At 63.5% G+C, this 26435-nt stretch carries 32 protein-coding genes; 17 read left to right on the top strand and 15 right to left on the bottom strand.

Annotated features, from left to right (window positions below):
• Positions 1-72 precede the first annotated feature (72 nt).
• Positions 73-672 (top strand): SOS response-associated peptidase, encoded by a 600-nt coding sequence (locus tag EB235_RS15150; protein WP_027030191.1) that lies wholly within the window; start codon positions 73-75, stop codon positions 670-672.
• Between the two features lie 205 nt (positions 673-877).
• Here the strand turns inward: EB235_RS15150 and EB235_RS15145 are convergent, their stop codons facing one another.
• Together EB235_RS15145 and EB235_RS15140 are read right to left on the bottom strand one after the other, a co-directional pair.
• Complete coding sequence (locus EB235_RS15145) at positions 878-1366, bottom strand: hypothetical protein (RefSeq protein WP_155256374.1); 489 nt, start codon at positions 1364-1366, stop codon at positions 878-880.
• Positions 1367-1433: 67 nt separating this feature from the next.
• Complete coding sequence (locus EB235_RS15140) at positions 1434-1646, bottom strand: hypothetical protein (protein ID WP_155256376.1); 213 nt, start codon at positions 1644-1646, stop codon at positions 1434-1436.
• A 121-nt stretch (positions 1647-1767) separates the two neighbouring features.
• On the opposite strand from EB235_RS15140, the gene EB235_RS15135 reads away from it, so the two are divergent.
• On the top strand, positions 1768-2112 hold the full coding sequence (locus EB235_RS15135) for a low affinity iron permease family protein (protein ID WP_027030194.1): 345 nt from the start codon (positions 1768-1770) through the stop codon (positions 2110-2112).
• Positions 2113-2177: 65 nt separating this feature from the next.
• Here EB235_RS15135 and EB235_RS15130 read toward each other — a convergent pair whose 3' ends face one another.
• A complete protein-coding gene (locus EB235_RS15130) occupies positions 2178-2615 on the bottom strand; it encodes a DUF6894 family protein (RefSeq protein ID WP_032925480.1) in 438 nt (145 codons plus the stop codon).
• Between the two features lie 466 nt (positions 2616-3081).
• Between EB235_RS15130 and EB235_RS15125 the strand changes: the two genes are divergently transcribed.
• Positions 3082-3825 (top strand): Crp/Fnr family transcriptional regulator, encoded by a 744-nt coding sequence (locus EB235_RS15125; protein ID WP_027030195.1) that lies wholly within the window; start codon positions 3082-3084, stop codon positions 3823-3825.
• Positions 3826-3899: 74 nt separating this feature from the next.
• Here the strand turns inward: EB235_RS15125 and EB235_RS15120 are convergent, their stop codons facing one another.
• Complete coding sequence (locus EB235_RS15120; protein WP_155256378.1) at positions 3900-4337, bottom strand: hypothetical protein; 438 nt, start codon at positions 4335-4337, stop codon at positions 3900-3902.
• Positions 4338-4669: 332 nt separating this feature from the next.
• On the opposite strand from EB235_RS15120, the gene EB235_RS15115 reads away from it, so the two are divergent.
• A complete protein-coding gene (locus EB235_RS15115; protein WP_027030197.1) occupies positions 4670-5425 on the top strand; it encodes a helix-turn-helix domain-containing protein in 756 nt (251 codons plus the stop codon).
• A gap of 6 nt (positions 5426-5431) precedes the next feature.
• Here the strand turns inward: EB235_RS15115 and EB235_RS15110 are convergent, their stop codons facing one another.
• Positions 5432-5857 carry a lipocalin-like domain-containing protein gene (locus EB235_RS15110; protein WP_027030198.1) on the bottom strand — a complete coding sequence of 142 codons (426 nt, stop codon included), beginning with the start codon at positions 5855-5857 and terminating at the stop codon, positions 5432-5434.
• 139 nt (positions 5858-5996) lie between these two features.
• The gene (locus EB235_RS15105; RefSeq protein ID WP_027030199.1) at positions 5997-6506 is read right to left on the bottom strand and encodes a DUF2867 domain-containing protein; all 510 of its coding nucleotides are present in this window, start codon (positions 6504-6506) and stop codon (positions 5997-5999) included.
• Positions 6507-6727: 221 nt separating this feature from the next.
• Between EB235_RS15105 and EB235_RS15100 the strand changes: the two genes are divergently transcribed.
• Positions 6728-7396, top strand: coding sequence for a GntR family transcriptional regulator (locus EB235_RS15100; protein ID WP_027030200.1), 669 nt, complete (start codon positions 6728-6730; stop codon positions 7394-7396).
• Here EB235_RS15100 and EB235_RS15095 read toward each other — a convergent pair.
• Positions 7393-8637, bottom strand: a complete 1245-nt coding sequence (locus EB235_RS15095; RefSeq protein ID WP_027030201.1) for an NAD(P)/FAD-dependent oxidoreductase — start codon at positions 8635-8637, stop codon at positions 7393-7395. The two genes, EB235_RS15100 and EB235_RS15095, sit on opposite strands and share 4 nt — an antisense overlap.
• Before the next feature lie 17 nt (positions 8638-8654).
• A complete protein-coding gene (locus EB235_RS15090) occupies positions 8655-10043 on the bottom strand; it encodes a PLP-dependent aminotransferase family protein (RefSeq protein WP_032925482.1) in 1389 nt (462 codons plus the stop codon).
• A 288-nt stretch (positions 10044-10331) separates the two neighbouring features.
• Between EB235_RS15090 and EB235_RS15085 the strand changes: the two genes are divergently transcribed.
• The 6 genes from EB235_RS15085 (at position 10332) to EB235_RS15060 (ending at position 15471) form a co-directional block, all read left to right on the top strand.
• On the top strand, positions 10332-11480 hold the full coding sequence (locus EB235_RS15085) for an ABC transporter ATP-binding protein (protein WP_027030202.1): 1149 nt from the start codon (positions 10332-10334) through the stop codon (positions 11478-11480).
• 43 nt (positions 11481-11523) lie between these two features.
• Positions 11524-12573: an ABC transporter substrate-binding protein gene (locus tag EB235_RS15080; protein ID WP_027030203.1), complete on the top strand. Its 1050-nt coding sequence runs from the start codon at positions 11524-11526 to the stop codon at positions 12571-12573.
• A gap of 8 nt (positions 12574-12581) precedes the next feature.
• On the top strand, positions 12582-13862 hold the full coding sequence (locus EB235_RS15075) for an ABC transporter permease (RefSeq protein WP_027030204.1): 1281 nt from the start codon (positions 12582-12584) through the stop codon (positions 13860-13862).
• Between the two features lie 2 nt (positions 13863-13864).
• Positions 13865-14692: an ABC transporter permease gene (locus tag EB235_RS15070; RefSeq protein WP_027030205.1), complete on the top strand. Its 828-nt coding sequence runs from the start codon at positions 13865-13867 to the stop codon at positions 14690-14692.
• A 188-nt stretch (positions 14693-14880) separates the two neighbouring features.
• The gene (locus EB235_RS15065; protein ID WP_032925483.1) at positions 14881-15066 is read left to right on the top strand and encodes a hypothetical protein; all 186 of its coding nucleotides are present in this window, start codon (positions 14881-14883) and stop codon (positions 15064-15066) included.
• Positions 15067-15195: 129 nt separating this feature from the next.
• The gene (locus EB235_RS15060; protein ID WP_027030206.1) at positions 15196-15471 is read left to right on the top strand and encodes a hypothetical protein; all 276 of its coding nucleotides are present in this window, start codon (positions 15196-15198) and stop codon (positions 15469-15471) included.
• A gap of 40 nt (positions 15472-15511) precedes the next feature.
• Here the strand turns inward: EB235_RS15060 and EB235_RS15055 are convergent, their stop codons facing one another.
• Entirely contained in the window at positions 15512-16222 is a 711-nt protein-coding gene (locus tag EB235_RS15055) for a hypothetical protein (protein ID WP_027030207.1), read from the bottom strand.
• A 793-nt stretch (positions 16223-17015) separates the two neighbouring features.
• On the opposite strand from EB235_RS15055, the gene EB235_RS15050 reads away from it, so the two are divergent.
• The gene (locus tag EB235_RS15050; protein ID WP_027030208.1) at positions 17016-18992 is read left to right on the top strand and encodes an acyltransferase family protein; all 1977 of its coding nucleotides are present in this window, start codon (positions 17016-17018) and stop codon (positions 18990-18992) included.
• Between the two features lie 75 nt (positions 18993-19067).
• Here EB235_RS15050 and EB235_RS15045 read toward each other — a convergent pair whose 3' ends face one another.
• Entirely contained in the window at positions 19068-19928 is an 861-nt protein-coding gene (locus EB235_RS15045; protein ID WP_027030209.1) for an NmrA family NAD(P)-binding protein, read from the bottom strand.
• Positions 19929-20149: 221 nt separating this feature from the next.
• Here EB235_RS15045 and EB235_RS15040 point away from each other — a divergent pair, with 221 nt between their 5' ends.
• Entirely contained in the window at positions 20150-20605 is a 456-nt protein-coding gene (locus EB235_RS15040; protein WP_155256380.1) for a hypothetical protein, read from the top strand.
• Positions 20598-21044: a hypothetical protein gene (locus EB235_RS15035; protein WP_027030211.1), complete on the top strand. Its 447-nt coding sequence runs from the start codon at positions 20598-20600 to the stop codon at positions 21042-21044. Before EB235_RS15040 ends, EB235_RS15035 begins: the two co-directional genes overlap by 8 nt.
• A 65-nt stretch (positions 21045-21109) precedes the next feature.
• Here EB235_RS15035 and EB235_RS15030 read toward each other — a convergent pair whose 3' ends face one another.
• Genes EB235_RS15030 through EB235_RS15020 form a run of 3 tightly spaced genes read right to left on the bottom strand, consistent with a single transcriptional unit; the run spans position 21110 to position 22590 of the window.
• Positions 21110-21703, bottom strand: coding sequence for a DUF6456 domain-containing protein (locus tag EB235_RS15030; RefSeq protein WP_027030212.1), 594 nt, complete (start codon positions 21701-21703; stop codon positions 21110-21112).
• 49 nt (positions 21704-21752) lie between these two features.
• Positions 21753-21986, bottom strand: a complete 234-nt coding sequence (locus EB235_RS15025; protein WP_167334859.1) for a hypothetical protein — start codon at positions 21984-21986, stop codon at positions 21753-21755.
• Positions 21979-22590 (bottom strand): YdaU family protein, encoded by a 612-nt coding sequence (locus EB235_RS15020; RefSeq protein WP_027030213.1) that lies wholly within the window; start codon positions 22588-22590, stop codon positions 21979-21981. The genes EB235_RS15025 and EB235_RS15020 overlap by 8 nt, the downstream gene beginning before the upstream one ends.
• A 92-nt stretch (positions 22591-22682) precedes the next feature.
• Here EB235_RS15020 and EB235_RS15015 point away from each other — a divergent pair, with 92 nt between their 5' ends.
• Together EB235_RS15015 and EB235_RS15010 are read left to right on the top strand one after the other, a co-directional pair.
• Complete coding sequence (locus EB235_RS15015; protein WP_027030214.1) at positions 22683-22964, top strand: DUF982 domain-containing protein; 282 nt, start codon at positions 22683-22685, stop codon at positions 22962-22964.
• Positions 22965-23054: 90 nt separating this feature from the next.
• Positions 23055-23372, top strand: a complete 318-nt coding sequence (locus tag EB235_RS15010) for a DUF982 domain-containing protein (protein ID WP_032925487.1) — start codon at positions 23055-23057, stop codon at positions 23370-23372.
• 359 nt (positions 23373-23731) lie between these two features.
• Here EB235_RS15010 and EB235_RS15005 read toward each other — a convergent pair whose 3' ends face one another.
• Entirely contained in the window at positions 23732-24409 is a 678-nt protein-coding gene (locus EB235_RS15005; RefSeq protein ID WP_027030216.1) for a GcrA family cell cycle regulator, read from the bottom strand.
• A gap of 593 nt (positions 24410-25002) precedes the next feature.
• Here EB235_RS15005 and EB235_RS15000 point away from each other — a divergent pair.
• Positions 25003-25707: an XRE family transcriptional regulator gene (locus tag EB235_RS15000; RefSeq protein ID WP_032925488.1), complete on the top strand. Its 705-nt coding sequence runs from the start codon at positions 25003-25005 to the stop codon at positions 25705-25707.
• Between the two features lie 335 nt (positions 25708-26042).
• Here EB235_RS15000 and EB235_RS14995 read toward each other — a convergent pair whose 3' ends face one another.
• The gene (locus EB235_RS14995) at positions 26043-26345 is read right to left on the bottom strand and encodes a hypothetical protein (RefSeq protein WP_027030218.1); all 303 of its coding nucleotides are present in this window, start codon (positions 26343-26345) and stop codon (positions 26043-26045) included.
• Positions 26346-26435: the final 90 nt, after the last annotated feature.

The raw sequence follows: 26435 nt of genomic DNA, 5'->3' as shown, positions 1-26435 counted from the left end.
GGTACGGCGTTTCTTGCCTGGCCGCCTTGACAGGGGTGTTGGAATTCGATCGCTGCAGTGGGATTGAGACACATGTGCAATGATTACGAACAATATGTAGCCTGGGCCGAATATTGCCGGATGATGGCGTCTCTGGCGCTTCGAATACCCAGCCACCAGACCGAACTCGACCTGCCCCAGGCCGCCGACATTCACATCAACGATCCAGCTCCCATCATGCGCCGCGCCGCCGACGGCGACGCTATCGAACTGGCTTCAATGACATTCGGGTTTCCACCGGCCGGCCCCAAGGGCGGGCCTGTCTTCAACTTCCGCTCCGAAGGCCGGCAGTTTGCCAACAGCAAACGCTGTCTCGTGCCGGCGTCCGGCTTCTTCGAGTTCACCGGCTCGAAATATCCGAAGGCAAAACATCGCTTCACGCTCAACGGTTCTCCGTTCCTGGCCATCGCCGGGCTCTGGCGTGAAGCCGTCGGCAACAAGCCACCCACTTTCACCATGCTGACGACGGAGCCCGGGCCTGACATCGCGTCCTATCACAACCGTCAGGTCGTGGTTCTCCAACCAGAGGACTGGGCAGCGTGGATCGACCTGACCAAGCCCGAGAGCGAATTGTTGCGTCCGCTTCCGGCAGGGTCGCTTCGGGTTGAAACCGTGCGGCCCGAAAGCGGCTGACCGCACGGACCATAGCCACAGCGACAGTCAGGCCGGTGTGGCCATGTTGCCTGTTGCGAAAGAAATGACGATCTTCGCCCCGACAGGCCCTTGACGAGAGAGGAATATTTTCCTCATTTCAGTCATGCCTGATCAACCAGACAAATGGCCCAAGGGTATGCCGTGGACCCTGATGCATGCCCATGACGCCGGGCAGGTCGCGCGGCTACGCTGCGGCCATTGCAACATCAAGCGCTTCTACAAGCCCAAGGAGCTTCGCGAGGTCATTGGCAATGTGAGCATCGATGAGGTCAGGGCGAAAGTCCGTTGCGAAAAATGCGGGCGCAACGAATCGATGAACGCCGAACTGTTCCACCCCGTGGGGCAGGAACATGTAACCATCAGGTTCAGGCGTCTGGTCGAAATCAGATGGGAAAAGCGGGTCATCTGGAGGGACGAATGAGCCAAAAACTGGCACGCAAAAGACAAATTTGATGTCGTTTTCGTACTGAGACTTGGCCGCCGGAACATTTTTCGCCGGCCCGCATTTTGAGTGCCACCGAAGCATGAGGAGGAGAATGCCGTGGCCCGACTGCCCCAGGACAAGGACCGGATTGAACGCGCCACCCGCGAGTCCCAGACGATCATTGACCTTGAACGTCAGGCGCGTGAAGCCAAGACCGCGCGGCTGCGCGAACAGCGGCTTTTGTCGCAATCGTCCGAGTCGCCGCGCACGCCAGCGCCGAAGGGCAAGGCTGGCGCCCGAAAGGCCTCGAACAAGACTAGCGACGCGCGGTGAGCGTGTGCTCGACGCTGTATTCGAACACGCTGCCCTCGCTTTCGTCGACCACCCTGAACCAGTGGTTCTGCAAGGCGCGCGTCGAAATGGTCTTGCCGGTGATTTTGCGCAGCGCCTCGAGAGCGGTGGCGCCGCTGGCGACATGCGAAGCCGAAAGCGCATCGCCATCCATCTCGTCGATCTGGTATTTCGGCATGGCTGGCCTCCTTCTCCTCTGCACAACTTCGGGAGGTCGCCTAAGTTCCTGGAACAAAACCAGTTTTACGAGCTTGCAGGCATCATGATCGCCGGTGAACACCAGGAGGGTTGCGGGCAGCATGAACAAGATCCTTTTCGTCGCCGCTGATTTCCTGTCCCGTCCGCCGGGTTTCTACGTCATGATCATCGCCATGGTGGTGTGTACGGCTTTGGTGCCTTTCGGCCTGACAAACGCCGTTACCTACGCGCTGTCGGTCGCGGCCATCGTCATCACCGGGGTCGTCCTGATCCAGGGCTATCGCGACACCGCCGCCATCCACGCCAAGCTCGACGAGATCATCGTCGCTCTCGCCGACACGAGAAACGATGTTGTCGGGCTGGAACATGCCGACCCGAAGGAGATCAAGGAAAAGCTTGTCAAGCTCGAGGAAGAGGCGGCGCAAGGCGGCGTTGAGCGGGCCTGAAACGAAGGTCGGTCAAGCTTTACGAGCGGCGGATAAATCCGAAACGTGAGAATCCAGCGGCAGCGCTACCGCTGCGAACGTGCCAACCTCGCAATCATGCGGTCCGTTTCGGATTGGGTGACCCCCAGCAAGGCGTCGATTTCATGCAATTCGTGGCTTAGCTGGTCCTCGGCCAAATCGCGCCGCATGGCGGCAATCTGTCCTTTGAGGCGCTTGAGTGCCGCGAGTTTCAGTGTTTCGCCAGGGTGGATGCCGCCGTTTGGTCTTTCAACCAGCCAGGCGGTCGCGAGCACCAATGAAGCGCGAAACAGATACTTGCCATCGCCCATGTGAGCCTTGACCCAAAAAACCCGATTGGGTCCGTTTGGCAACTCGTCCCTTGCGATGTCGGGAAGAACGGTGACTGCATAGTCACTGACGTCGGCAAGCGTCTTGCAGTCAACGCCCACCTCGTCGGCTGAGAAATCCTTGCCGTCATGAATATCGAAATAATACTGAGGCATCGCGGGCTCCGGTTGCTGGCGGGAGCAGCATGCTCTCTGTCACCTATCGCCAAGCATTTACAGGTGATTGCAATTAAGCGCCGGGGCGGCGGTTCGTTCCCATCGTCGTGGACGCACGACAGGTTTTTGAGACGAGCCCGACACTCGCCTTGCCTCATGCAAAAGCCGGCCCAAGCTCCCGGACGACCAGCTTTATCGTTAGCCGGCAACGCCTGCCTGCTCTCAGCGTCCCTCGGGAAATATGTCGGTTTTGTACCAATTGTGAATTGGTACGCTTCCGACACTAACCCTCAGGTCGATCTTTTCGTATGCGAACGGCAGTGGGGGACGCCGTGCATCGAATTCCAGACCGTATTCCTAGGTTTCTTCGTCAAAAACCCCTATATCCAGCTGATCGTCGGCACGTTGATACGGGCGCGGACGGCTGGGAGTTCGAATGGCTCTTGCCCTGCATTGGGGCCGCGCCATGACCAATCCCGACAAACAATCTGATCCCGGCAGAAACCAGAACTATCGAAACCAGCTGTTGCTGCACATGAGCGCGGATGACCTCGCTTTGCTGGAGCCGCATATGCGGCGCTGTGAATTGCCGTTGCGCATGATGCTGGTCATCCCCAATGTCCCGATCGAAGCTGTCTACTTCATCGAACAGGGCATCGGTTCGATCGTCGCCAGCACGCCGAGCGGCCACGAGGCAGAGGTCGGCTTCGTCGGCTTCGAGGGCATGACGGGCACTCCCCTGGTGATGGGCGACGACCGCTCCGCCCATGCCTGTTACGTGCAGCTCGAAGGGCAAGCCATCCGCATCGACGCCGCGCCTTTCAATGCAGCCCTTGCTGCGAGCCCGACCTTGCGCCTGTTCCTGCTGCGCTTCGTCAACGCGCTTCAGACCCAGACCGGCTGCACCGCCCTCGTTAACGCCAGGCTGAAGCTGGAAGAACGGCTGGCCCGCTGGCTGCTGATGTGCGACGACCGGGTGCCCGGCGAAAGCCTCGCCATAACGCACGAATTCCTGTCCATCATGCTTGGCGTGCGGCGGCCCGGCGTCACGGTCGCGCTGCAGCTGCTGGAAGGGCGCGCGCTGATCCGCGCGCGCCGTGGCGAGATCGTCATTCGCGACCGCGCCGGGTTGCTGGAACTCGCCAATGGCGGTTACGGCGAAGCCGAGGCCGAATATCTCAGGCTGATCGGAACGATCATGCCCGGCTGATCGGAACGATCATATCTGGCTGATCGGAACGATCATGCCAGGCTGATCCGAAAGACCGGCGTCGCCCGATAGGATCAAGCGTCGGCGTTCTCACCGGACGTTCCGGTATCGGAAGCCACACTGCCTCGGTGCCTTGTTATCTCGTCGCCAGCCTCATGCACGACAAGCCGTAGCGGCGGCGAATAGGCCGGCATGCTGATCTCATGCCACAGTCCCTCGAACTCGTCATTTGTGCCTGGATGTTCGAAGAAGGGCACGCGGCGCTCGAGCGGCGTCACGTCGAAACGCTCTCCCGTTGCTGTGTCCTCGACGATGAGATGCTTCTCGAGAATGCCGTCCCGGGACACCAGCCAATCCTGGATCACGCGGCAGCCTGGATTTTCCGCGACAACATCCCGGGCGTTCTGAAAGCCGTCGAGGTCGTCGGGAAGACCCGAGCGCAATTTGACGTATCTATAAGGGATCAAGGCGGCCGACTGGCTGCCAGCGCGAAGTCTGGCAAAAAGGCTCAAGGCAGCGATTCCCTACGCGGCGACGAAGCCGCGTTACCAATCTTGCTCAACCGGGTATGCGTGCAGTCGACCAGGTCGGCAATATCCAAACCGCCCCCCATCACACGATGTCGAGTGGCCGATAAAGGTCGCTCTTGTCGCTGCAATACGCCCATTTGCGGTGCTTGCATAGAAAAACTGTACGAATACGTACAATTCGTACATTTCCAACCATTTCAATTGGTCAAAGGTCCCATTCGGAAGCAGCCGCGGCATATGTTATTGGTATGATCAATATGATATAAGCTATTGCTTAAATAAATGGTTCGTACGTCAATCGCGGGGATGATGTCGTGCCAATTCGCCAGAATCTCGCTGTCAATCTCAGGCGGCTGATCCGGGGGCATGCCTCGGTCAGTGCGGTGTGCCGGGCGCTTGGCATAAACCGTACCCAGTTCGAACGCTATCTGCAGGGTCAGGCTGTTCCCAACAAGGCCACTGCCCAGCTCATATGCGATTACTTCAAGATCGACGAGAACGAACTCTATCGCCAACCCGAGATCGAGGGCCAGGCTGACGAATACGCGTCGCTGCGCCAGAAGCTGTACGAGAACATGGTGCGGCCGCCGAGCCCAGCCATCGCCGGCGGTACCTATTTCACCTATTTTTCGGTGCCCGGCCGTCCCGAACTTCTGATGCGCTCGGTCACTTTCGTGCGGCGCGAGGCGGAGCTGGTCACCTTTCGGCGGGTGACGCGGTGGGCTCCGGGCGACGGCCAGGGCGGAGCCCGCGTGCCGGGCAACCACTACGGCGTGGTGATCTCGCGCCTGAACTGGATCTACTTCAATGGCATCAACAGCCGCCAGACCAGCGAGCCATCGATCCTGGCACTGCAATGGGCTTCCATTTCCGAGCCCGTGCTGGTCGGCAAGGCCATTGTCCTGACCGGATCAGGCCCGGCCTTCGTCACGGCGATCATGCGCCAGGAAGTCACCCGGATCGGCAAGAGACGGGCGATGCAAATGGCCCATATCGTCAGCTTCGATGACCCCGGCCTGGATCAGCTTGTGGTCAGTCTGATCCGCGAGGGGGTTGCGAACTCGGCATAGGGAAAATCACTCGCGCCTGAAGCTGAGAATACCCCTTCCTATTGGGTTTCCTGATACCAACGGATTCGGCATCCAGGCCGTAAAGACGTCGAGCGTGTCTCCATCAAGCTTGTAGAACCGTTCCTGCTCGCTGGCGTTCCAGGCTTCATTCCAGGATGCGTCAATCCTGACGATGAACCTGTCGCCATCTATCCGATACCGCCCGGTATAGGCCATCACGGTTCGGAAAAGTGCCAGCAGTTTCTTATCTGTATTCCCCGGCTCCCGCGTCTCCGCGGTAACCAGGACCATCATTCGCCCATCAGAGCCGAAAATGAGGTACCCATTGGGGTCGGCGCCCCACGGTTGACTGCGCTCCTTTGATTCCTGAAGCTCGGTATCGAAGGAAACCAGCCGCCAGCAACCGTGGAGCTTCGTGTCGCGCTCAGACAAAATTCGCTCCTGTCGTCGTTTGCCCAGATGCGCCCAGCCGTCGACGGTAGGGCATGTTGCCATGCGGATGCAAAATACCATCGAATTCACGGGATGTGCCACGGACCGGCTACAGCCAGCCGCGACTATCAAAGCAAGCTTAAATCGACATTGCTCTTGCCGCCTGTTCTAAACTCGCCCGCACAATCGCGCGATGAAACGGTGCTATCGTCGCGAGATAAATACGCCCCAGCCGATTGTGGCAATGCACCACGGTACCCACGACCAGCTCGCGCCCATTGGCCGCATCGGCGCGAAGTTGGATGGTGGCGCGGAAGTCGAGATGCCGGTCGTCCTCGCCCACGACCAACTCCGTCGCGCTCTTTGACAGCACCGGGAAAAAGCCGATGACCGGCCCACGCGCCGCCGCGGCAAGACCGATGGCGCGCGACGATTTGACGGCGACTGCCGCCATCACCACATCGCGGACACGAGTGAGCGCGCGAATCCACCCCGCCGGTCGTTCGAACGCGGCGCGCGCCAGCACCTCCAGATCATCGCAGGCGCCCGCCGGTAGTCGAATTGCATAGGCGTCCAAAAGGTCCGCGCCGGCGTAGAGCGGCGCAAGCACGCTGTTGCTAGGCATGGGCACGGCGCGCGCTTTGGTCATGCGATCAGGTACCGTATCCCAGGGAAAGCGAATAGCGCTTTCCCAACCGGAATTGCGTCGGACTAGGAAGCCAGACAAGGAAATAGAGCGGTTCGGCGTTTCCGTGAAGCGATGAACCGCTTTAGAGTGCTGCTTCCGGGCAACTCTTGTTGTCCCGGCGGACAACGAGAGTTGCCCGGGGAAAACAACAAGCGTTGTTCTGGGAACAACAAGGGTTCGCGATGCTCAACAGCTTCGACTATGGCGGCAAGGAAGCCGACACCGTGCACGCGCTGGAGGAGGACATCATCTTCGGCCGGCTGGCACCCGGCACGCGCCTGGTCGAGGATGTGCTGCTCGCCCGCTTCCCGGTTTCGCGCCACACCATCCGCCAGGCGCTCTACCAGCTGGAAAAACTCGGCATCGTCACGCGCGAGCGCAACAAGGGCGCCATGGTGCGCCGGCTCTCGCCCGAGGAGGTGCGGCAGATCTACGAGGTGCGCGAAATGCTGCAGCGCCAGGCGGCGCTGATGATCCCCCTGCCGGTCAGCGACGCGCTGATCGCGGAATTGATCGAAATCCACGGCATCTACAGCGGCCATGTCGACAAGGGCTATCTCAGAGGCATCCACGAGGCCAATGACCGCTTCCACCTGACCATGTTCTCGGCCTGCGGCAACGCCTATCTGGTGTCCTCGATCGAACACTACATGCGCCTCAGCCTGCCGGTGCGCGCCAATTCGCTCGCCGACCGGGAAAAGCTCGACGTCTCGCGCCAACACCACTCGATGATGATCGAGGCGCTGAAACGCCGCGACAATTGGGTGCTGGCACAGCTCTGCGTCGACCATCTGCAGCCGAGCAAGGTGTTTTATCTCCAGGAGATCGAGGCTGCGCCGGCGGGTGGTTAGAACCGCCCGGCCGCAAAAGGCGCAAGTCTTTCGCTGTTGGGCCGCCGGTCGGCGATGAGGTCACCGACCAGCCGCGCGGTGATGGCCGAGAGCGTCAGCCCGAGATGGCCATGGCCGAAGGCATAGATGATATCGGGATTGCCGGGCGACGGGCCAATGACCGGCCGCGAATCCGGCAGCGACGGGCGGAAGCCGAGCCATTTTGACGAGGGCTGGCCGAGCGCTGGAAAGAACTGGCGCACACCGCGATCGAGCAGCGCCAGCCGGCGTGGATTGGGTGGCGAGGCCAGCCGGCCGAGTTCGACCGTGCCGGCGACGCGCAGCCGGCCGGCCATCGGCGTCATGTAGAAGCCGAGATCGACCGGGCACACCGGCCGCGTCAGCACCGGCGCAGGCGTGGCGAATTCGAGGTGATAGCCGCGCTCGGTTTCGAGCGGGATGCGGTCGCCGGCCTGTGCCGACAGCGGCCGCGAGAAGGCGCCGGCGGCGATCACCACCTTGCTCGCGCGCAGGCTGAGGCCGGGACCGCTGAGGTCGACACCACCGGCATCGGCCCGCAGCCCGGTCACCTCGCCGCGCAGCAAGGCGGCACCCCGCTCTGTCGCCGCCTTGAGCAGCCGCGCCATCATGGTCTGGGGATCGGTCAGGTTCATCGATTGCGGAAAAAACAGCCCGCCGCCCTGCACCGCCGGCAGGTTCGGTTCCAGTGCGGCCACTTCACCGGGGTTCAGCACCGCCTGGTCGACGCCGAATTCGGCGCGCAACGCACGGCTTGCCGCGCCGCGGGCAAAATCGTTCGGTCGGCGATAGAGATAGAGGCAGCCATTGCGGCGCAGCAAATCCCCGGCATCGGCCTCGACAGCCATCTCCTCCCAGGCCGGCAGGGAATCGGCCAGCAGGCCGGCCATCGCGACCGCATTGGCATGGGTGGCGGCCGGCAGCGATTGCCTGACGAAGCTGGTGAGCCACGGCGCCAGGTGCAGCAGCGCTGTCCAGCGCAGCGAAAAGGGACTGTCGGCGTCGAGAAGCAGTTTTGGCAGCGCGCGCAGCACGGCGGGGTTGCCGACCGGCAGGCAGGCATATTCGGCCAGCGTGCCGGCATTGCCAGACGAGGCGCCGGAGCCTGGCTCGTTGGGATCGATGAGCAGGACTTCGCGGCCGTCGCTGGCCAGGCGCAGCGCCGTTGCCAGCCCGACCACGCCAGCGCCGATGATGGCGATCTCGACGTTTTTCCCTGTCACTGTGCGGTTCCCTGGCCTCAGACAAAACCCGGCAGTTGCAGATGCCCGGCCGACAGCAACTCGGCCATGGTGGTCAGCGCGCTGCGCAAATCGTCCTGCGAACGCGCGGCACCAACATTGATGCGCACGCCATGCTGGACCGGTTCGCGGCCGACGGCGAAGGCGTCGCCTGGCAGCAGCGCCACGCCGCGCTCCAGGCAGGTGCGGGCAAAGCCGGCGCCGCGCCAGGGCTCGGGCAGGCGCAGCCACGCATGGGTGGCGCTTGGTTGGCTCTGGACATCGTAGCGGCCGAGGATTTCGCTGAGGATCGCCTGGCGCTGGCGCAGTTCCTGCTTCTGCACCTCGATGATGCGCGCCGCCCCTCCGTCCTCGATCATCCGTGCCCCGATCAGCGCCGTCAGCGGGCTGATGCTCCAGCAATTGATGCGCAACGCCGCCGCCACCTGGCCGGCAATGGCGCGCGGCGCGATGACGAAGCCGAGCCGCAAGCCCGGCGCCAGGCATTTCGACAGTGCACCGATATGCACCGTCAGCTCCGGCTCCAGGCTGGCGAAGGAAGGCAAGGCCTCGTCGGCCAGCGGCCGGTAGACGTCGTCCTCGATGATCATGACATTGTGGCGGCGCGCGACGGCGGCGAGCTCGTGACGGCGCGCTTCGCTGAGCGTAATCGTCGTGGGATTGTGCAGCGTCGGAACCAGGAACACCGCGCGGGGGCGCAGCTGCGCGCAGGCGGCGTCGAAAGCGTCCGGCCGCATGCCGCCGCGATCCATGGCAACGCCCCTGAGATCGAGCCCATGCACGCGGCAGAGCGCATTGATGCCCTGATAGGTCACCTCGTCGGCAAGCACCACCTCGCCTTGCCGGGTCACCGCGCCAAGCAAGCAGTCGAGTCCATGCTGGGCGCCCGCCGCCAGCACCACGCGGCCGGGGTCGCCATCGCCGGCAACCGTCTTGAGCCAGTCGGCGACGGCCACGCGCGCCCAGAGCGGCCCTTCCGGCGGATGATAGTCCTGCAGCGAGGCATAGTGCGGATCCCTGGGCAGGCGCGGCAGCAGCGCGGCCAGCGCGTCGAGATAGGCCGAGGTGGCGGGCCGGTTGACCGACAGGTCGATGATGCCGCTCTCGTCGCTCGGCGCCGAGACGAAGCCGGGTCGTTCGCCGGCCTGCCTGGCGGCCACTGTGGTGCCCCGCCCCGGCCGTGCCTCCAGCAGGCCGCGCTGCTGCAGCGTCGCCAGCGCCCGCGTCACCGTGGTGACGTTGATGCCGAGCGCGCGCGCTATGTCGCGCTGCGGCGGCAGCCGGTCGCCGACCGCCAGCGTGCCGGCAGCGATGCGCTCGGCGATCGCGTCGGCGAGACGGCGATAGACCGGACTTTCATCCTCGGTAAGGCGGAGATCGCTGAGCATGCTGGATGGATTCGGGGGTTCGGCTTCGTCGTGGGCTTAGCATAAGACAATTCGCCGGACAATAGCGCTTGTGTGACATCAATTCCGCTTTGTCAGGCGGAAATATCACACAATCACCGAAAATACCGGCTTGACGGTCAAAGTTGTATGCATCTATGCTCGATTTCAGATAGATTGTGTGAGCATACAAGTTTGGGTGACCCGCCGAGATGCGGGCTTCCAATGGGACGGAACCATGCATCACAAGCCGCATAGTGCTACAGCCAGTACATTTCGGGATCGTGCCCGATGAGCGCCCGTCAGGCCGTTCTGCCATCACCGCCAGCCGCGTCGCCAGGCCCGGCTTTTGTCGATTTCGTCGATGTCGAGAAATCCTATGACGGCCGCGCCTTCGCGGTGACGCGGCTGAACCTCGGCGTCGCGCGTGGCGAATTCCTGACCCTGCTCGGGCCTTCGGGCTCGGGCAAGACGACGACGCTCAACATGCTGGCCGGCTTCGAACGGCCGACCAGCGGCACCATCACCCTGGAAGGCAAGCCGGTCGACCGCTTGCCGCCCTACCAGCGCAACATCGGCATGGTGTTCCAGAACTACGCGCTGTTCCCGCATATGAGTGTGGCGGAGAACGTCGCTTTCCCGCTCTCCGTGCGCCAGGTGAGCAAGGCCGACATTGCCGGCCGCGTCGGCCGCGCGCTCGACATGGTGCGGCTGAAGCAATTCGGCGACCGCAAGCCGGCGCAGCTTTCCGGCGGCCAGCAGCAGCGCGTCGCGCTGGCCCGCGCGCTGGTGTTCGAGCCGAGCCTGGTGCTGATGGACGAGCCGCTGGGCGCACTGGACAAGAAATTGCGCGAGCACATGCAGCTCGAGATCAAGCAGATCCACACCATGCTCGGCGTCACCATCGTCTACGTCACCCATGACCAGAGCGAGGCGCTGACCATGTCGGACCGCGTCGCCGTCTTCAACAATGGCGCCATCGCCCAGCTCGGCTCGCCCGACGATCTCTATAATTCCCCGCAAAGCTCCTTCGTGGCGAGCTTCATCGGCGAGAACAACACGCTGGAAGGCGTGGTCGAGCGCGTCTCGGGCCAGCAATGCCGCGTGCGGCTGACCGGCGGCGGCGAACTCACCGCGCTCGCAGTCGGCGTCACCCAGGGTACTGTCTGCCACGTCGCCATCCGCCCGGAGCGGCTGAGCCTGGCGCCGGCCGCCCCGGGCGGCAACGCCCTGCCCGCGACGGTCGACGGCCGCATCTATCTCGGTGACCATCTGCGGCTGCTGGCCAGGCTCGGCAATGACCAGGTGCTGACCGTCAAGGTCGGCCCCGAAGCATCGATGGCCAATGGCGAGGCCGTCACGGTCTCCTGTGCAGCCAATGACTGCCGCGCCTTTCCCGCCGATGCCGCGGCGGGCGCCGCCAACACAGGTCCATCCTGAACCAACCAGAACAGATCAGTCTCAAAAATAGGGGAAGAAAAACATGAAAATCGCCAAGACCCGGATGCTCGCTTTAGCGGCGGCCACCGCATTGCTCAGCATCAGCCACGCCTTCGCCGATGAACTGTCGATCATGGCCAGCGGCGGCGCCTGGCAGGATGCCCAGCGCAAGGCCTGGTTCGAGCCGTTCAGCAAGGAGACCGGCGCCAAGATCCTCGAGCAGGAATATCTCGGCGATCTCGGCAAGGTCAAAGCCATGGTCGACACCGGCAATGTGCCGATCGACCTGGTGACGGTCGAAACCGCGACCGTGCTGCAAGGCTGCGACGCCGGCATTCTCGAGCGGCTCGACTATTCCAAGATCGGCCCGCGCGACAAGTTCATCGAAGGCTCGGCGCTTGATTGCGGTGTCGGTCTCGATGCCTATGGCGACATCCTCGCCTATGACCCAACCGTGCTGAAGGAAGCCCCGACGTCGGTGCTCGACCTCTTCGACACCAAGAAATTCCCGGGCAAGCGCGCCATGCGCAAATTCCCGGCGCAGAATTTGGAATGGGCGCTGATGGCCGATGGCGTCGCGCCCGCCGACGTCTACAAGGTGCTGGCGACGCCGGAAGGCGTCGACCGCGCCTTCAAGAAGCTCGACACCATCAAGAAGGATATCGTCTGGTGGGATGCCGGCGCGCAGCCGGCGCAATTGCTCGCCTCGCAGGAAGTGGTGATGACCACCGCCTGGAACGGCCGCATCCAGAACGCCATCGACACCGACAAGAAGCCGTTCAAGGTCGTCTGGAATAACCAGATCCTCGAATATGACATGATCGCCATCCCGAAGGGCGCCAAGAACCCGGAGCTCGCCTACAAATACCTTGCCTATATCTCGAAGCCGGAAAACAACGCCAAGCTCGCCAGCTACATCACCTACGGGCCGGTGCGCACCGATGCGGCGTCCTTCGTCGCGGCCGATGCCTTGCCGAAACTGCCCAACGCGCCAGACCATCTGGCCGGCGCCTACCTCGTCGCCGACACCGAGTTCTGGGGCGACTATGGCGAAGACCTGGTCAAGCGCTTCAACGCCTGGCTGGCGCAGTAGGACCTAGCATGTCGGCCTTGCAGCCCAGCGAACTCGACCGGCCCGCGCTGGCCCGCGGCCGGTCGGCCGCCGGCGCGGATCCCGGAACCGCGTCGGCGGCGCTGCGCCGCGCCGAATTCGGCGATCGGCTACGCACGCTGGCGCTGGCCGCACCCCTGCTCCTGCTTCTGGCCTTGAGCTTCGGCATCCCGATCGTGCTGCTGCTCTCGCGCGCCGTCTACGACCCGACCATCGCCGACGCCTTGCCGCGCACCAGCCAGGCGCTCGCCGGCTGGAATGGCCAGGGCCTGCCGGGCGATGCCGCCTTCACTGCGCTGGCCGCGGACCTCAGCGACAGCCAGGCCAAGGGCACCGCCTACGAACTGGCCAAGGCGCTCAACGCCCGCCTGCCCGGCGCCCGCAGCCAGGTGCTGAAGACCGTGCGCCAGCTCGAAGGCGCCGGCGGCAAGCCGCCGCTCGACATCATGAAATCCGTGCCCTTCTGGTCGGCGCCCGGCACCTGGCCGACCATCGCCAGCGGCACCCACGCGATCACCTCGTTCTACCTCTTGAGCGCACTCGATCTCCGCTGGAACGCCGATGGCGGCATCGAGCGCGTGCCGCCCGAACAGGCGATTTTCCTGCAAGTGTTCGCTCGCACCTTCTTCGTTGCCGCCGCCGTGACGCTCGCCACCTTGCTGCTCGGCTTCCCCCTCGCCTATCTCATAGCAAGCGTGCCGAAGGGGCTCGCGGCGATCCTGATCGTCGCGGTGCTGTTGCCGTTCTGGACGTCGATCCTGGTGCGCACCGCCGCCTGGACGGTGCTGCTGCAGAAATTCGGCCTGGTCAACGATCTGCTTCTGTGGCTCGGCATCGCCGACGAGCGGCTCGACCTGATGTACAGCCGCATCGGCCTGATCATCGCTATGACGCATATCCAGCTGCCGTTCACGCTGCTGCCGATCTACTCCGTCATGCGCACCATCGCGCCCTCGCAGATGAAGGCCGCCTATTCGCTCGGCGCAAAGCCCTTCACCGCCTTCCGGCGTGTCTATCTCCCGCAGGTTTTCCCCGGCGTCATGGCCGGCTGCCTGCTCACCTTCATCCTGTGCCTCGGCTACTACATCACCCCTGCCTTGATCGGCGGCGCCAGCGACCAGCTGATCAGCAATTTCATCGCCAATTACGTCAATGTCGAACTGAACTGGGAGATGGCGGCGGCGCTGAGCTTCATCCTGCTCGTCTTCACCCTGGGGCTGTTCGGCATCTTCGCCCGGATCCTCGGCCTCGACCGCCTGAAGATGGTGTAGCCATGCTGCTCTCGCCCTACCCGACATCTGGTGAACGCATCCGCGTCGCGCTGCTTTGGCTGTGGTGCGGGCTGGTCATCCTGTTCCTGCTGGTGCCGATCCTGATCCCGGTGCCGCTCTCCTTCAACAGCGGCGCCTTCTTCATCTTCCCGCTCGAAGGCCTGTCGACGCGCTGGTATGAGGTGGTGCTGGGCACGCAGCGCTGGCAGTCGGCGATCGGCAACAGCCTGATCGTCGCCTTCGGCACCACGCTGATCGCCACCACGCTCGGTACGCTGACGGCAATCGCGCTCTCCAACGAGAAGTTTCCCGGCCGCCGCATCGTCATGCCGCTTTTGCTGTCGCCGCTGATCGTGCCTGTGGTGATCACCGCCGTTGGCTCGTACCTGTTCTACGCCCGCGTTGGCTTGGCCAGCACCTATGCCGGCATCATCCTGGCGCATACCGCACTCGCCAGCCCCTTCGTCGTCGTCACCGTCGGCGCCAGCCTCACCGGCTTCGACCGCAATCTGATGCGCGCCGCCGCCATTTCAGGTGCAAGACCGCTGACTGCGTTCTTCCGTGTGATGTTGCCGCTGATCCTGCCCGGCGTGCTCTCGGGCGCGGCGTTTGCCTTCGTCACCTCCTTCGACGAGGTGGTGGTGGTGCAGTTCCTGGCCAGTGCCGGCCAGCGCACCATGCCGCTCGAAATGTTCATCGGCCTGCGCGAAAAACTCTCGCCCGCCATCACCGCCGCCGCGACGCTGATGATGGCGCTGTCGATCGTGCTTCTGGTGGTGGCGAACCTGCTTGCCCGGCGCGGCCAGGGCCGCCGGGCGACAAGCGGCTGAGGCTTCGACGCCACCGGCAACGGCTGGCAGTGAAACTTTTCGCACGCCGTTCTCGTTGCTGCGACATCGCCTCTAGAGGCGATTGCAGACCTCCGATCAATGCCCCGCCGGCCCTGCCGGTAGGGCCTTTTTTAAGGCGGCCGGCGCGGGACAATCATGGAGCCGGGAAGTTTCAGCATGGTGCCGCCATGATCCATATTCACGGCGGGCGGTCGTGCCGCGGCAATGACGATTTCGTCAAAGCCTGGAAGGCGCTTACGCCGGACGATCAGACCTCGATGAAGACAGCGTGCGCCGACGAGGCAAAGAACGCCACCCCCGCCAACAGCCATCCGGAATTCTGCAGCAGCGTGAAGCTCAACGGCGGCAGCTAAATCGCTCGATGGACCAGCGCTTCAGACAGCCCCGTTCGCGGGGCTGTCTTGCTTGAGGCTCGTGGCTTGCGCCGCAAAGCCCGATCGGCGATTGTCGCGCCATTGGGGACGTCGGTGGAGGTACGGGGCATGGAAGCGGTCAGGCGCAAGCGCGGCTTGTTCGGCTGGATTTTCCTGCTCTTGTTCATCGGCTTCAACATGCTGATGCTGTGGGTCGCCGATGCCGGCATGGGCGCATCGGACAAGCTGCCGGGCCTGAGCACCAATGTGTTCAGCCTCGGCGTCGACCTGGGTGCCGCCATCGGCGTTGCCGCCTTTGTCGTGTGCTGGGTGGTGGGGTTCCTGCTGCTGGGCCTGCTGGCCTATCTGACACGCGGCCGCAAAGTGATCGAGCCTGCTCCATAGGATCGGCGGCTCCTCGCCTGTCCGCTTTCGGGGCGGCAAGCTATTCGTCGTAGGGATCGATGAGCTTGCCGGTGGCGACGTCGCGGCGCTCGCGCCGGATGATGGTCGCCCGCAACTCCCAGTCCGGCATATGGCGATCGAAGTCGAGGGAACCGGCGAGCGAGATGCCCTCGGCAAGCGCCAGGTGACCGAACCGCTCCGTCCGGACAATCTTGCCGCTGGCCGCTTCCGACAGATCGAACAGTTGGACCTTCCAGGTTGAATCGTCGCCCCAGATGCAGCCGGCGACGAAGCCGGTGGTCAGCGACAACCAGGGGCCGATCGACCAGCCATAATCATACGCATTGTCTTCCTGCAGTTTGAACGTCTCGGCCCGAGCTTCGAACACCCATTTCTCTTTCAGCTCGCCCGTCGCTCGTTTCGTGTATGTGGCCTTCCTGTAGCGCGGCACAAAAAGCTCGACCGGGCAAAAGCCATCGGACGCTGACTCCTCGCCGCCCAAATCCTTGCAAGCCGGCAGGCTCATCACCCGCGTTGCGGTGTAGTCGCTGGAATAGAGTGCATACCAGGCGCCATCGATCTCGAACGGCTCGAAGGTTTGTTCCCCAAAGCTGGGATAGTTGCGCTCATACGCCCCAATCCAGCTGTCGCCGTCGAAGATGTTGACGGTCGCCGATCCCCAGACGCCGGGCGAACGCGGCGCTGCGACCACCTCGACCCGAAACCGCCTTGCGCTCAATCCTGCCTTCATGCGGCGCTCTATATCAGCAAGGGCGGCTCATCTTCCAGAACCTGCAGCATGGCTGAAACCATCAGCGGCGATTGCCAGACAATATGGTCCGGCAAGATTGCGAGCCCGAACAGGTCAGCAGCGCCGGTTTTGCCGAAACCTCGATCAGGGTTTCGGGCCACCCGACGAGCTGACCGCGGCCGCGGTGATGCGGGAAAGCTGCTGGCGCTTGTCGAGCGTCGGCTTTTGGTACGTCTTTTTCATCAGAATCCCCATGCCACGGAAAGGCCGCCAATGGAGCGAGCCGCCCAACCCATGTCAAGCCAGAGCTGAACGACCCCCGCGAAAATCGCGAAATGTTGATCGCACGGGCGGCATGGCCGTCGACCATGCCGCTGTAACGTCCGCCCTGCGCTATGGGCAGGACGAAGGTGTGCAACCGGCGGTGATGGCTGAGAGCTTGTCACGCCGAACAAGCGTCGGCTTTTCATACGCTTTCTTCATGTCACATGCAGTTCGAGATGGGGCATTCCGCCACGATGGTCGACAATCTCTCGCGCTTTGCAAGCACCGGCTTCGTATAGGTTTTTTTCATTTGTTGATCCCCTGCAAATCCCTCAGCTGGAAATAGGGCTGCGGCATCGACGTTTGTCAAGCGGCGGCTAAAATTCCAAGTGACCCTCGCTCTGCCGGGAAGTTGAATTCCGCCATTTTCCCTTTTTCGCCATGTTGCATTGCGAAAAACTTGCTGCACTGCAATATTGTTTGGCCAGATCGACACGGGAGGATGGCTGGGCGCAGCGAAGGAGTTACCATGGCGGCATCATTCCGGCCTGACATACAGGGGTTGCGCGCGCTGGCGGTCGGCGGCGTCGTTGCCTATCATTTCGGCCTCACGGCGCTGCCCGGCGGCTTTGCCGGCGTCGACATCTTCTTCGTCATCTCCGGCTGGCTGATCACGACGCACCTGATGCGCGAGATCACCGAGACCGGCCGCCTCGACCTCTGGCGCTTCTATGCCAGGCGCGCCCGGCGCCTTCTGCCGGCGGCCGTCTTCGTCATCCTGGCGACGCTTGGCGCGGGCTATTTCATCCTGGCACCGGAGGAGCAGGCGCTCTATGCGCACGGCGCCATGTATGCCTCGGCCTACGCCATCAATCTGTGGCTGCTGCGCTGGTCGTTCGACTATTTCGCCGCCGATGCGTTCAGCAATCCCTTCATCCACTTCTGGTCGCTGTCGGTGGAGGAGCAATTCTATCTCGTCTGGCCGGCGCTGCTGCTCCTGGCCGCCTGGCTGCACCAGGGCCGGCGCATGGCGGTGATGGTGATCGGCGTTGCCGGCCTCGCCTCCTTTATCGCTTGCCTGTGGTTGACCAGCCTCTCGCCGGCCTGGGCCTTCTATTTCTCGCCGCTACGCGCCTGGGAGTTCGCCGCCGGCGGCCTGGCGACGCTGGCGCCTACAACTCTGTGGCAACACCGGCCCGGGCTGCGCGCGGTGCAAGGCTGGCTTGGCCTGGCGCTGATCGCGGCGGCCTATCTCCGCTTGAGCGAAGACATGCCCTTCCCCGGCTGGTACGCGCTGTTGCCGGTCATAGGCACGGTGCTGGTGCTGCTGGGCGGCGCCGGTGAAGAACACGACACGGAGACAGCCAGCCCTGCAAGCTGGCGAGCCCTGGCGCCAGCTTCCGTTCTGTCGCTGCCGCCTCTGCAATGGATCGGCACGCTCTCCTATTCGCTCTATCTCTGGCACTGGCCTGTCATCGTCTATGCCGGCATGCTGGTGCCGGATCTCACCATCCCGCAGCGCCTTGGCTGCGGCGCGCTGGCGCTGGTGCTGGCGTTCCTGACCTATCATCTGATCGAGAACCCGGCGCGGCGCGGTCCCTGGCTGGCAGCGGGCAGATGGGCGCTCGCCCCCGCTTTGGCGCTGACCGGCGTGGGCGTGGTGGCAGCCTATGCCAGCGCGCATTTCGCCACGCGCAATATCGACCCGGCCCAGCGCGGCATTGAACAGGCCGCCGAACAACCGTCGACCGCGCGCGCCACTGACGAAAACTGCCTGCTCGACTTCCACACGGTCACGCCCAAACCCTGCACATTCGGCAAGGCCGACGCCGCCCACACCATCGTGCTGTTCGGCGATTCGCACGCCGACCACTGGTCGACGCCGCTGGTCGAGGCGGCGAGCCGCAACGACACCAAGGTGGTCACCTATCTCAAATCCTCATGCCGCGCCTCGCGGCTGCCAACCTTCAGCGCGGTGCTGAAGCGCGACTACACCGAATGCGACGCCTGGCGCGAACAGGCGATCGCGGACATCATCCAGGCCAGGCCGCGCCTGGTGGTGATCTCGGAATTCTCGATCGGCAACCTGACCCGCGACATGCCCGCCGCCGAGCGCGGCCAGGAGACCGCGCGCTGGCGGGAAGGCCTGCGCTCCACATTGCAGGCCTTCAGTCAGGCCGGCGTCGAGACGGCTGTCATTCGCGACACCCCGATCGGCGACAGCTTCGCCAACTCCTGCGTGGCCCGCGCGCTCTGGTGGCGCGAAGCCCCCTCGCGCTGCGACACGCCAAGGGCGCAGGCCGCCAATGACAGCGCCGCGGCGCAAGAGCGCGCCGTGGTCCAAAGCGTGCCCGACACGCGCTACGTCGACCTCACCGACCAATTCTGCGGCCCGACCGAGTGCCATGTGTTCATATCAGGCAAACTGGCATTTCGTGACCGGCACCATCTGACGACGGCGTTTGCGGAAACGCTGGAGGGGCCGCTGGAGAAGGCGCTGTTTTGAGGGGCTTAGCTCCCTTCTCCCCGTTCACGGGGAGAAGGTGCCGGCAGGCGGATGAGGGGCGGCGCGGCAGTCCGATTATTTGCCTCCCGCCAACTCCGCCACATAGCGCTCAAGCGTCACCTTTCCCCGCTCGGGGCTGGTCGCAGGGTCATAGGGCTCGTCAACCGTCACCTCCGTCATGCGCGCATAGGATTGTGCCGCCTCAGGCGAAAACCCCACCTCCTTGAACGCCTCTACCCAATGCTCGCGCGGCGCCGACACCACGCGCACATCCTTGCCCAGCGCGTCGCCAAAGGCGTCGGCGACATCGGCGGGCGAGTAGCGGGCAGGCCCTTCGACATGATGCAGACCGTTCTTGCCGGCCGGCTCCCGCAACAGCCGCGCGGCTGCCTCGCCAAGGTCCGTCGGCGCCACCATCGGCAATTCGAAATCGGCGGGGAAAAGCGAATTGACCACGCCATCGCGCCGCGCCGTTTCAAGCGATGCGTCCCAGTTGCTCATGTAGTAGGCGGCCCGGAGGATGCTGGCCGGAATGGGCTGACGGGCAAGTTTCTCCTCCAGCCCGTGCAGGACGGAGAGATCGCCCACGCGCTCGCCGGCCCGTGCGCCATAGGCCGATTGCGCCACCACCTTCTCCAGCCCCGACCCTTCGAGCGCCGCGACTATTGCCTCCACCGTCCTGCGCTCCTGCACATCGGTGTCGGTTGCGGGATCCGCCGGCGGATTGAGCAGGAAAGCCCGCTTGCCGCGGCTGAACACGCCCCGCAGCGCCTCGACATCAAGCACATCCGCCACCGCCACCTCCGCGCCTTGAGCAGCCAAAGGTGCCGCCTTGGCCTCATCGCGCGTCACGATTGTCACCGCCTCGCCCTGCCGCAGAAGCGCTATTGCAGCGGCAGAGCCGACGTGGCCGGTTCCTCCAAGAATGATGTGCATGGGTCTCTCCTTCCCTTGGCTGTTTGCATGCCAGGGTAATGGGCGAGACGGGGGAAGGGTTCAAAATGGAGGCGAGGATGCTGACGGATGGTGCCAGATGCCAAGCAAAATGCCTGCCAGATATCCGCGGATATGCGCGACCTTGTTGGCCCAATACCGATGCTCTTGAGACATCTTCGGTTTTGCGATTGATTGGACAGCACTTCCGGGGGGAATCAATCTTGAAAAAACTTCAACTTGTGGCAGTTCTATTGCTGGCAGGCTGTCAAACTGGCCCCGTGCCCGCTGCATTCAAGCCCGGCACCAATGCCAGCCAGCGGCAAGCCGACTATGACCAGTGCAAGATCGCCTCGCTTCGCGAGATACCCCAGGCAATGGCAACGCAGGTGAGCGGCGGGGTCTATACCCCTGGCTCCGTTCAATGCCGGACCATTGGCACCATCACCAGTTGCAGCGAGAGCGGCGGCCTGAACATTCCGGCCACAGCCACCACCTACGATGCCAACCACGGCCTGCGAGATCGCTTCATCAATCGCTGCATGATGCAGAAGGGCTATTCGATTCTCTCCAGGCCGGCCTGCAGCAGCGAAAGCGAAAGGCTGAAAGCCGCCACCATGCCTCAGCCCGCCAATCCTGCCGACTACAAATGCACGCCTGGGATCAACATGGATGGCTAGGATCTTGGGAACGGATTTGCTGAAACGGCTGGCAGTCAACCTTGTTGCCTTGGCGCTGGCCACATTTATCGGAGCAATCGTCGTCGGCCAAGCCGCCTACACATTTCACGTCCGTATCGCAAAATACCCAACGACACCGCTTGTCTTCGGGTTGTTTATCGCGATTGTTGTTGCCGCGATTGCACCCCGGACAAAATTCCTGCCAAGATTTCTCGTCTTCACCGGAATATTCCTCCTGGAGCTTGCTTTATTCATCGTTTTTAGCAATTCGATGCTGCTCCTGACCAAAAACTACTGGGATGAAAATGCGACTTCAGCCAAACCTTGGGGTGCCTTGGAAGTCTTGATCCACGTCATAACCTTCACAGCGGCCCTCGTAATGTTGCGCCGGTTTCGGTTGCCAAAACCAACCGAGATCGACGTGGAATGGGCTCGGTAGGCAATACACATTTCTGGACGTCTACCTTCAAAAGCACGGGCCAAACCTTTGCCGAGCCTCGCCCCTCACCGCCCCATCATCATCCCATAGTGCACCGCCAGCAGGTCCAGCCCGACCTTCAAGAGCTTCGTCACCACGTCCCGGCCTTCCCCCGTCTGCTCGGCCACACCTTTAACCGACTCCCCCGCGCAGCAGACGTGTCGCACCACTGCCGCGACATCCCAATGCCCCAGCGCCCTGGTCGCCGCGGCATGCGCGCGGCCGGCGTCGAGCACATTGTCGGCGATGCCGCCGCCGTGGCGGCCGCCATCGATGCGCTCGGCCCAGCGCATCGGTTTGACGCTGGCCTGCTGGCTGCACTGAAAATCCTCGCGGTAGCGCTGGCCGGCCTCGCGCTGCTGGCGCGACAGCGAGGTGATGCCGATGAGCGGGTCGACCGTGCGCACCCGCACGATGCCGCCGGTGGAGGTGTAGCCGTCATTCGACACTTCGTAGACACGCCGCGCTTCAGCCGTGCCGGCGGCCAGCCGCTTGCGGCCGAACGCGTCGTCCCTGAGCGCAAAATCATGGCCGACCTCGCGGCGGATGCGCACCTGCTCGGCCTCGCCCTTCGGCAGTTTGGGGGCTTGTGGCTTGGCGGCTTTGGCTTTTTTGGGCATGGGGTGGCTCCTTGTTGGGGATTGGGGTGCGGTGTTTCGGTTAGAGGGGTCATCCCGCCGCCAGCTTCGCGGGAACCGAGGCCGCCCTTCTCGCCATCAGCTCGCGCATCATGCGCCGCTCGCGCACCTCAATGCAGAGCTGCGCGCTTGACGGGCAGAACTGGGCGTTGCCGCTCTTCACCTCGCCGCGCACGAAACGCTGGATGGCGGCCTGCAAATCGGCAAGCTCGGCGTCGCGCACGGCGCTGAGATAGCCGCGCAGCTGCATCTCGACATCAGTCAAGGCGGATTGCGGGAAGCATGAGAACATCGCGGCCAGCGCCTTCGTCGCCTGCTGCATTTCGGCTGCGGTCATGGGTCTCGATCTCCTCGATGATGGCATTGGCGGCGTCGGTGTGGGTTTTCGGCCGCTGCCAGCCGGATTTTTTTCCCGACAAAACGGGAGCTGTCGTGTTTGCGCGGGAAAAGGCGCCAGCCTTTTCCTTCTGGTTTCTGGAGTCTGGAGAATGCCGAGGCAAACCATCGGCATTTGCTGGGACATGCGTCTTTGTTTTCAGGGCGGTGGCGGCACCGCCACGCGCGCCGGCGGCGGCCCTCGCCTCGCTTTTGACCAGCGCCTTGTGCAGCTCCCTGGTCAGCCTCTTGTGGCCGATCTCGCCCGCCTCGCGCTCGAAGAAGGTCATGAGATCGGTGCTGATGGTGCGCCATCTCTTGAGTGGCAGCCGCGCCACCCGCGCGAGCTTGGCGTCATCGTCGGGCAGGCTGCCGCCGGCGTTCCACATCGCCATCAAAAGCAGCATGTAGGCGCCGATCTGTTCGGTCGAGAGCTGCAACGTGTCGCCGACGAAATCGGAGACGTAGAGCTGCATGAAGGGCCGCTCGCTCATGCCGTGCCCCGCGCCATTCTTACATGAACGCTAATGGAACCAGCCGCAACTCCGGACGTTGTGCCGCGACCAATCCAAGGGGAGGTTTGCCGATGACGGCTTTCATGCCGCTTACGCTGCGTTTTAGCGACAACAAGACGATGCTGGTCGGCTCGGTGGCCGAAGCGGAGAAAGCGCTGCGCCAGCAATGGCCCGACAAGGCAAAGCCGGCCTATTCTGATGCCGCGCGGCTGATCGGACTTGCTATCGACGGCAGCTGCTGCCCGCGCATTGCTTTCGAAGCCTTCACAAAGGCGGCAAGGCAGCAAGGCATTCTGGTGGCCAAGCCGAGAAGCCGTGCTCATGACTGGCTGGACGCAGCCGCCAATCCATGAGCCGGCGCCAACCGTGATGCAACCGCCAGCCTGGCTTGTGCGTTTATACACGCGGTCTTTTACACCGCACGAAAGGCCAGGGTGAACGCCATGGGTACGATGAAAACCGGAGTGCCGCTCAAAGTGTCGCTCGACGGGCATGTCGAGGAAATCGACAGCGTCAGCGACGCCGCCGATTTCCTGCAGCGCTGGCCGATCGAACGGCGCGGCCACGTCTACCGCAGCGCGCTCAATGCCTGCAGCGCGGCGATCGCGGCGCAGATCTCGCAATCCGACGCCATGAAAGTGTTCACCGGCTTTGCCCGCGTTGCCGGCATATTGGTCGAAGCCAGCGGCCCGGCCATGATGCTGGAGCCACGCAGCGTGCAGAGCCGCATGCCCAAGCAGGGCCGGCAGGCGCCGAAATAGGGTGAAGGGGACGCTGCCCGCTATGCAAACATCTTCTGTTGCTGGCGTGATTGATCGTTGCGAGGCTTGATTGCCATGTGGTTCCCCCAATCCGCCGCTGCTTCGCAGCGCCACCTTTCCCCCCTCCGGAGGGAAAGGAAGAGAGCCTTGCTGGACGAGCGTTGACGGCAAAAAGCCTGGTGCCTTTCCTCTACCCCGTCGATCGGGGGAGAGGTGGCTCGGCGAAGCCGAGACGGAGTGGGGGTCGACCAGCGCGGCATAAGACAATGCATACGCCAAGCTGCCATGCACGCTATCGCCAAAGACCAGCTGCTTGGAAATGTGTGCATGCCGCACCCGTGAACGGGGAGAAGGAAAATTCACGTGCAAACCCGCCTCTGAAATCGCGCCTGGTGGTAGCCGCAGTAGCTTTTCAGCGCTTTTGTGCGCATGCCGCAGCACAGCATGTCGGCGCCGGGCCGGCTGCCCGGCGCGTCGTTCCCCGGATCCTCTTCCAGCGTCAGGTCCAATGGCGCGCGGCAGCGGGAAAACAGGCAGTCGATGAAGCGCATCGCCACGCCATGCGGCTGGCGGCCGATCGGTCCGCGCTGTGGCGCCGGCACCTTGAAACGGTAGGCTTCGCCATCGGCGATCAGCACCCCCACCTCGCGCACAAACAGGCGTGGCGGTAGCCAGGCGGGCGGCGCGTCACGCCTGGCCCGAGCCTTGTTCTTCCGCACCCCGGCGCTCTTGGCGGCATGCTTCTCTCCCAAGTTACCGGCGACCGCCTTGTCGTCTGCTCTGCCCTTCGCAGGCGTTCGGCTCGCCCGCTTGCCCGCAGCCCCCGCAACGCGTTTGGCGCCGGCCGGCACTCCCTTGCCATTGGCAAAGCCGATGGCGCCCAGCATGGCGTTGCGGTGGACGATGCCGATAATGGCGTTGCGTGACACAGCGCTGCCGCGCAGCGCGCTGAACGCCGCCGCGATCCTCGAGGCCGAAAGCCCCTCTTTCAGCCAGCGGGCGATCTCTTGCAATTCGGCGTCGCTGTAGCTTGCCATGTCCAGGCTCCATCCATGGGTCCGCCTTCGGCCACGCCCAGGCGCGCCGTCGGCCATGCGTCAGGGTCAGGCCCGGTGCGGGCCAGGGTCAGGGTGTTCGGTGAGAGAGCCGGCTCCTCGCCGGAATCAGTCGGGGCGGATCAGCCGGAGCGGAACCCCGGCGCGCAGGCGCAGAAGCCTGGCCTCCGCCGTCTTTCTGTCAGGGGCGGAAACCGCCCTGCCCGTCATCGGCTCGAACAGGATGACGGTGCCGTCCTGCGTGCGGATGCAGGAGCGCGCATAGGGACCGGCAGCTGGCCGGTCGAATGGGGGGCCGGAGCCGCGGGGAGCGGCGGCTCCGGCCGTTCCGGCCGCCGGTGACGGGCGGGCCGGACCCGAGGCATCAGAGCGCTCGGGCTTCGCCCCGGCCGGGGAGGAGGACGGCCGGGGCGGAAGGGAATGGGTAACGACTTCAGTCGTTGGGTTTGCCTCGCGGGAGGCCGGCGCCACGGCGCCTTGAAAGCTGGACAGGTTCTGCATGGCCAGATATAAGCATAACTCAAAAATAGATGCAAGCCATTCTTTCATAGACGAGAGCTGCTTTCATCGCTCAGATGGGCGCCATGGCCAAAACGGAACTGTCGATCAAGGTCGGGGCGGCGATACGCCAGGCGCGCAAGCAGCGCGGCCTGGTCATGCGCCATATTGCCGAGCACAACGACACCGATGTCGCCGCCGTCGGCAATTGGGAAACCGGCCGCAATCTGCCCAAGACCGAGAACCTGTTCAAGACCGCCGCTTTCCTGCGCGTCGACCCCGTCGCGCTCGGCCAGGGGCAGGTTGTCTTCCTCGACGATGCCGGCCCGGTGGCCGATGCCGAGATCGTCACCGATGCCGGCCCCCTGCCCGCCGGATCAATGGATATCGAGGTGCTGGGCGCCGCAGTCGGCGGTGACGACGGCGACTTCACCTTCAACGGCGAGCCGGCCGGCTACGTCCAGCGCCCGCCGGGCGTGCGCAACCTGCCAAAGGTGTTCGCGCTGCATGTGCTGTCGGATTCCATGGTGCCGCGCTACGAACCTGGCGACCTGATCTATTGCGGCGGCCGCGACGCGGTGCCGGGCGACCATGTGGTGATCGAGACGTTTCCGGAAGAAAACGAAAAGAACGGCAAGGCCTTCGTCAAGAAACTGGTCAAGCGCACGGCGGGTGAACTGGTGGTCGAGCAGTACAATCCGCCGAAAACGATCACCTTCAACCGCTACGCGATCAAGCATGTCTGGCGGGTTATACCGCTGAAGGAATTGCTGGGGTATTGAGGCGCCGTTTGCTTGTGCGCGAGCACCTCACCAGTGCGTGGTGCTCCTACACCGCTGATAGTTGGCGAAAACATGCGCAGCAGCCCACTTTCTCCCCGTCACTACGGGGAGAAATGTCCGGCAGGACAATGAGGGGCAGCGCCAAGGTTTCGGTAAATGGCGCCTCGATTGCCCCACGTCGAAGAACACGACTACCTAGCCAGTCCCTCAAAGACCACTAGAATAAAAAGTTCAATTCTGCAAAATCAGCGCCGCCCCTCATCCGCCTGCCGGCACCTTCTCCCCGTATAGTGACGGGGAGAAGGTGGCTGGGTCGCCATGGGGCCCATCTCCACTCAAGCCCTCCTCGACCCCTCCACCGGCACCTCCCTGTCGCTCAGCATCTGCGCTTCGCTGCGCACGCGCTGGCGCTCGTCGATGAACGCGGCCTGGATCGAGATCGCCGTGCCCGGCAGCCCGTCAGCGCGGCAGGCCGAGCAGACGATGCGGCCCGACAGTGCCGCCAGCGGCGTATTGCCATTCACCCCGAACCGCTTCAGCTGATCAGGCCGCCACCATCTGTTGCGGCCGCAATCGGCGCATTCGACCGAGATCGAGGCGACTTGCGCAACCACTGACTCCTTGCCTGGCAATGCCATCGCCCCTCCCTCGCCTTTTGTTCCTGATTTGTTCACATATTCGTGTGTTTTGCACGCGGAGTCGAGTCGCAGTTTCAACACTTTCCCAAA

Source organism: Mesorhizobium loti R88b (genome assembly GCF_013170845.1).
Taxonomy (GTDB): domain Bacteria; phylum Pseudomonadota; class Alphaproteobacteria; order Rhizobiales; family Rhizobiaceae; genus Mesorhizobium; species Mesorhizobium loti_B.
Note: the sequence above shows the minus strand (reverse complement) of the source record. Positions and strands in the feature narration are given on the sequence as shown.

Coding starts and splice junctions, on each gene's coding strand:
- EB235_RS15085 (WP_027030202.1), top strand. CDS start 10,332: ATGAGCGCCCGTCAGGCCGTTCTGCCATCACCGCCAGCCGCGTCGCCA.
- EB235_RS14995 (WP_027030218.1), bottom strand. CDS start 26,345: ATGGCATTGCCAGGCAAGGAGTCAGTGGTTGCGCAAGTCGCCTCGATC.
- EB235_RS15150 (WP_027030191.1), top strand. CDS start 73: ATGTGCAATGATTACGAACAATATGTAGCCTGGGCCGAATATTGCCGG.
- EB235_RS15050 (WP_027030208.1), top strand. CDS start 17,016: ATGGCGGCATCATTCCGGCCTGACATACAGGGGTTGCGCGCGCTGGCG.
- EB235_RS15125 (WP_027030195.1), top strand. CDS start 3,082: ATGACCAATCCCGACAAACAATCTGATCCCGGCAGAAACCAGAACTAT.
- EB235_RS15055 (WP_027030207.1), bottom strand. CDS start 16,222: ATGAAGGCAGGATTGAGCGCAAGGCGGTTTCGGGTCGAGGTGGTCGCA.
- EB235_RS15015 (WP_027030214.1), top strand. CDS start 22,683: ATGACGGCTTTCATGCCGCTTACGCTGCGTTTTAGCGACAACAAGACG.
- EB235_RS15105 (WP_027030199.1), bottom strand. CDS start 6,506: ATGACCAAAGCGCGCGCCGTGCCCATGCCTAGCAACAGCGTGCTTGCG.
- EB235_RS15020 (WP_027030213.1), bottom strand. CDS start 22,590: ATGAGCGAGCGGCCCTTCATGCAGCTCTACGTCTCCGATTTCGTCGGC.
- EB235_RS15005 (WP_027030216.1), bottom strand. CDS start 24,409: ATGGCAAGCTACAGCGACGCCGAATTGCAAGAGATCGCCCGCTGGCTG.
- EB235_RS15000 (WP_032925488.1), top strand. CDS start 25,003: ATGGGCGCCATGGCCAAAACGGAACTGTCGATCAAGGTCGGGGCGGCG.
- EB235_RS15090 (WP_032925482.1), bottom strand. CDS start 10,043: ATGCTCAGCGATCTCCGCCTTACCGAGGATGAAAGTCCGGTCTATCGC.
- EB235_RS15070 (WP_027030205.1), top strand. CDS start 13,865: ATGCTGCTCTCGCCCTACCCGACATCTGGTGAACGCATCCGCGTCGCG.
- EB235_RS15135 (WP_027030194.1), top strand. CDS start 1,768: ATGAACAAGATCCTTTTCGTCGCCGCTGATTTCCTGTCCCGTCCGCCG.
- EB235_RS15065 (WP_032925483.1), top strand. CDS start 14,881: ATGATCCATATTCACGGCGGGCGGTCGTGCCGCGGCAATGACGATTTC.
- EB235_RS15130 (WP_032925480.1), bottom strand. CDS start 2,615: ATGCCTCAGTATTATTTCGATATTCATGACGGCAAGGATTTCTCAGCC.
- EB235_RS15035 (WP_027030211.1), top strand. CDS start 20,598: ATGGCTAGGATCTTGGGAACGGATTTGCTGAAACGGCTGGCAGTCAAC.
- EB235_RS15045 (WP_027030209.1), bottom strand. CDS start 19,928: ATGCACATCATTCTTGGAGGAACCGGCCACGTCGGCTCTGCCGCTGCA.
- EB235_RS15075 (WP_027030204.1), top strand. CDS start 12,582: ATGTCGGCCTTGCAGCCCAGCGAACTCGACCGGCCCGCGCTGGCCCGC.
- EB235_RS15030 (WP_027030212.1), bottom strand. CDS start 21,703: ATGCCCAAAAAAGCCAAAGCCGCCAAGCCACAAGCCCCCAAACTGCCG.
- EB235_RS15010 (WP_032925487.1), top strand. CDS start 23,055: ATGGGTACGATGAAAACCGGAGTGCCGCTCAAAGTGTCGCTCGACGGG.
- EB235_RS15060 (WP_027030206.1), top strand. CDS start 15,196: ATGGAAGCGGTCAGGCGCAAGCGCGGCTTGTTCGGCTGGATTTTCCTG.
- EB235_RS15100 (WP_027030200.1), top strand. CDS start 6,728: ATGCTCAACAGCTTCGACTATGGCGGCAAGGAAGCCGACACCGTGCAC.
- EB235_RS15140 (WP_155256376.1), bottom strand. CDS start 1,646: ATGCCGAAATACCAGATCGACGAGATGGATGGCGATGCGCTTTCGGCT.
- EB235_RS15080 (WP_027030203.1), top strand. CDS start 11,524: ATGAAAATCGCCAAGACCCGGATGCTCGCTTTAGCGGCGGCCACCGCA.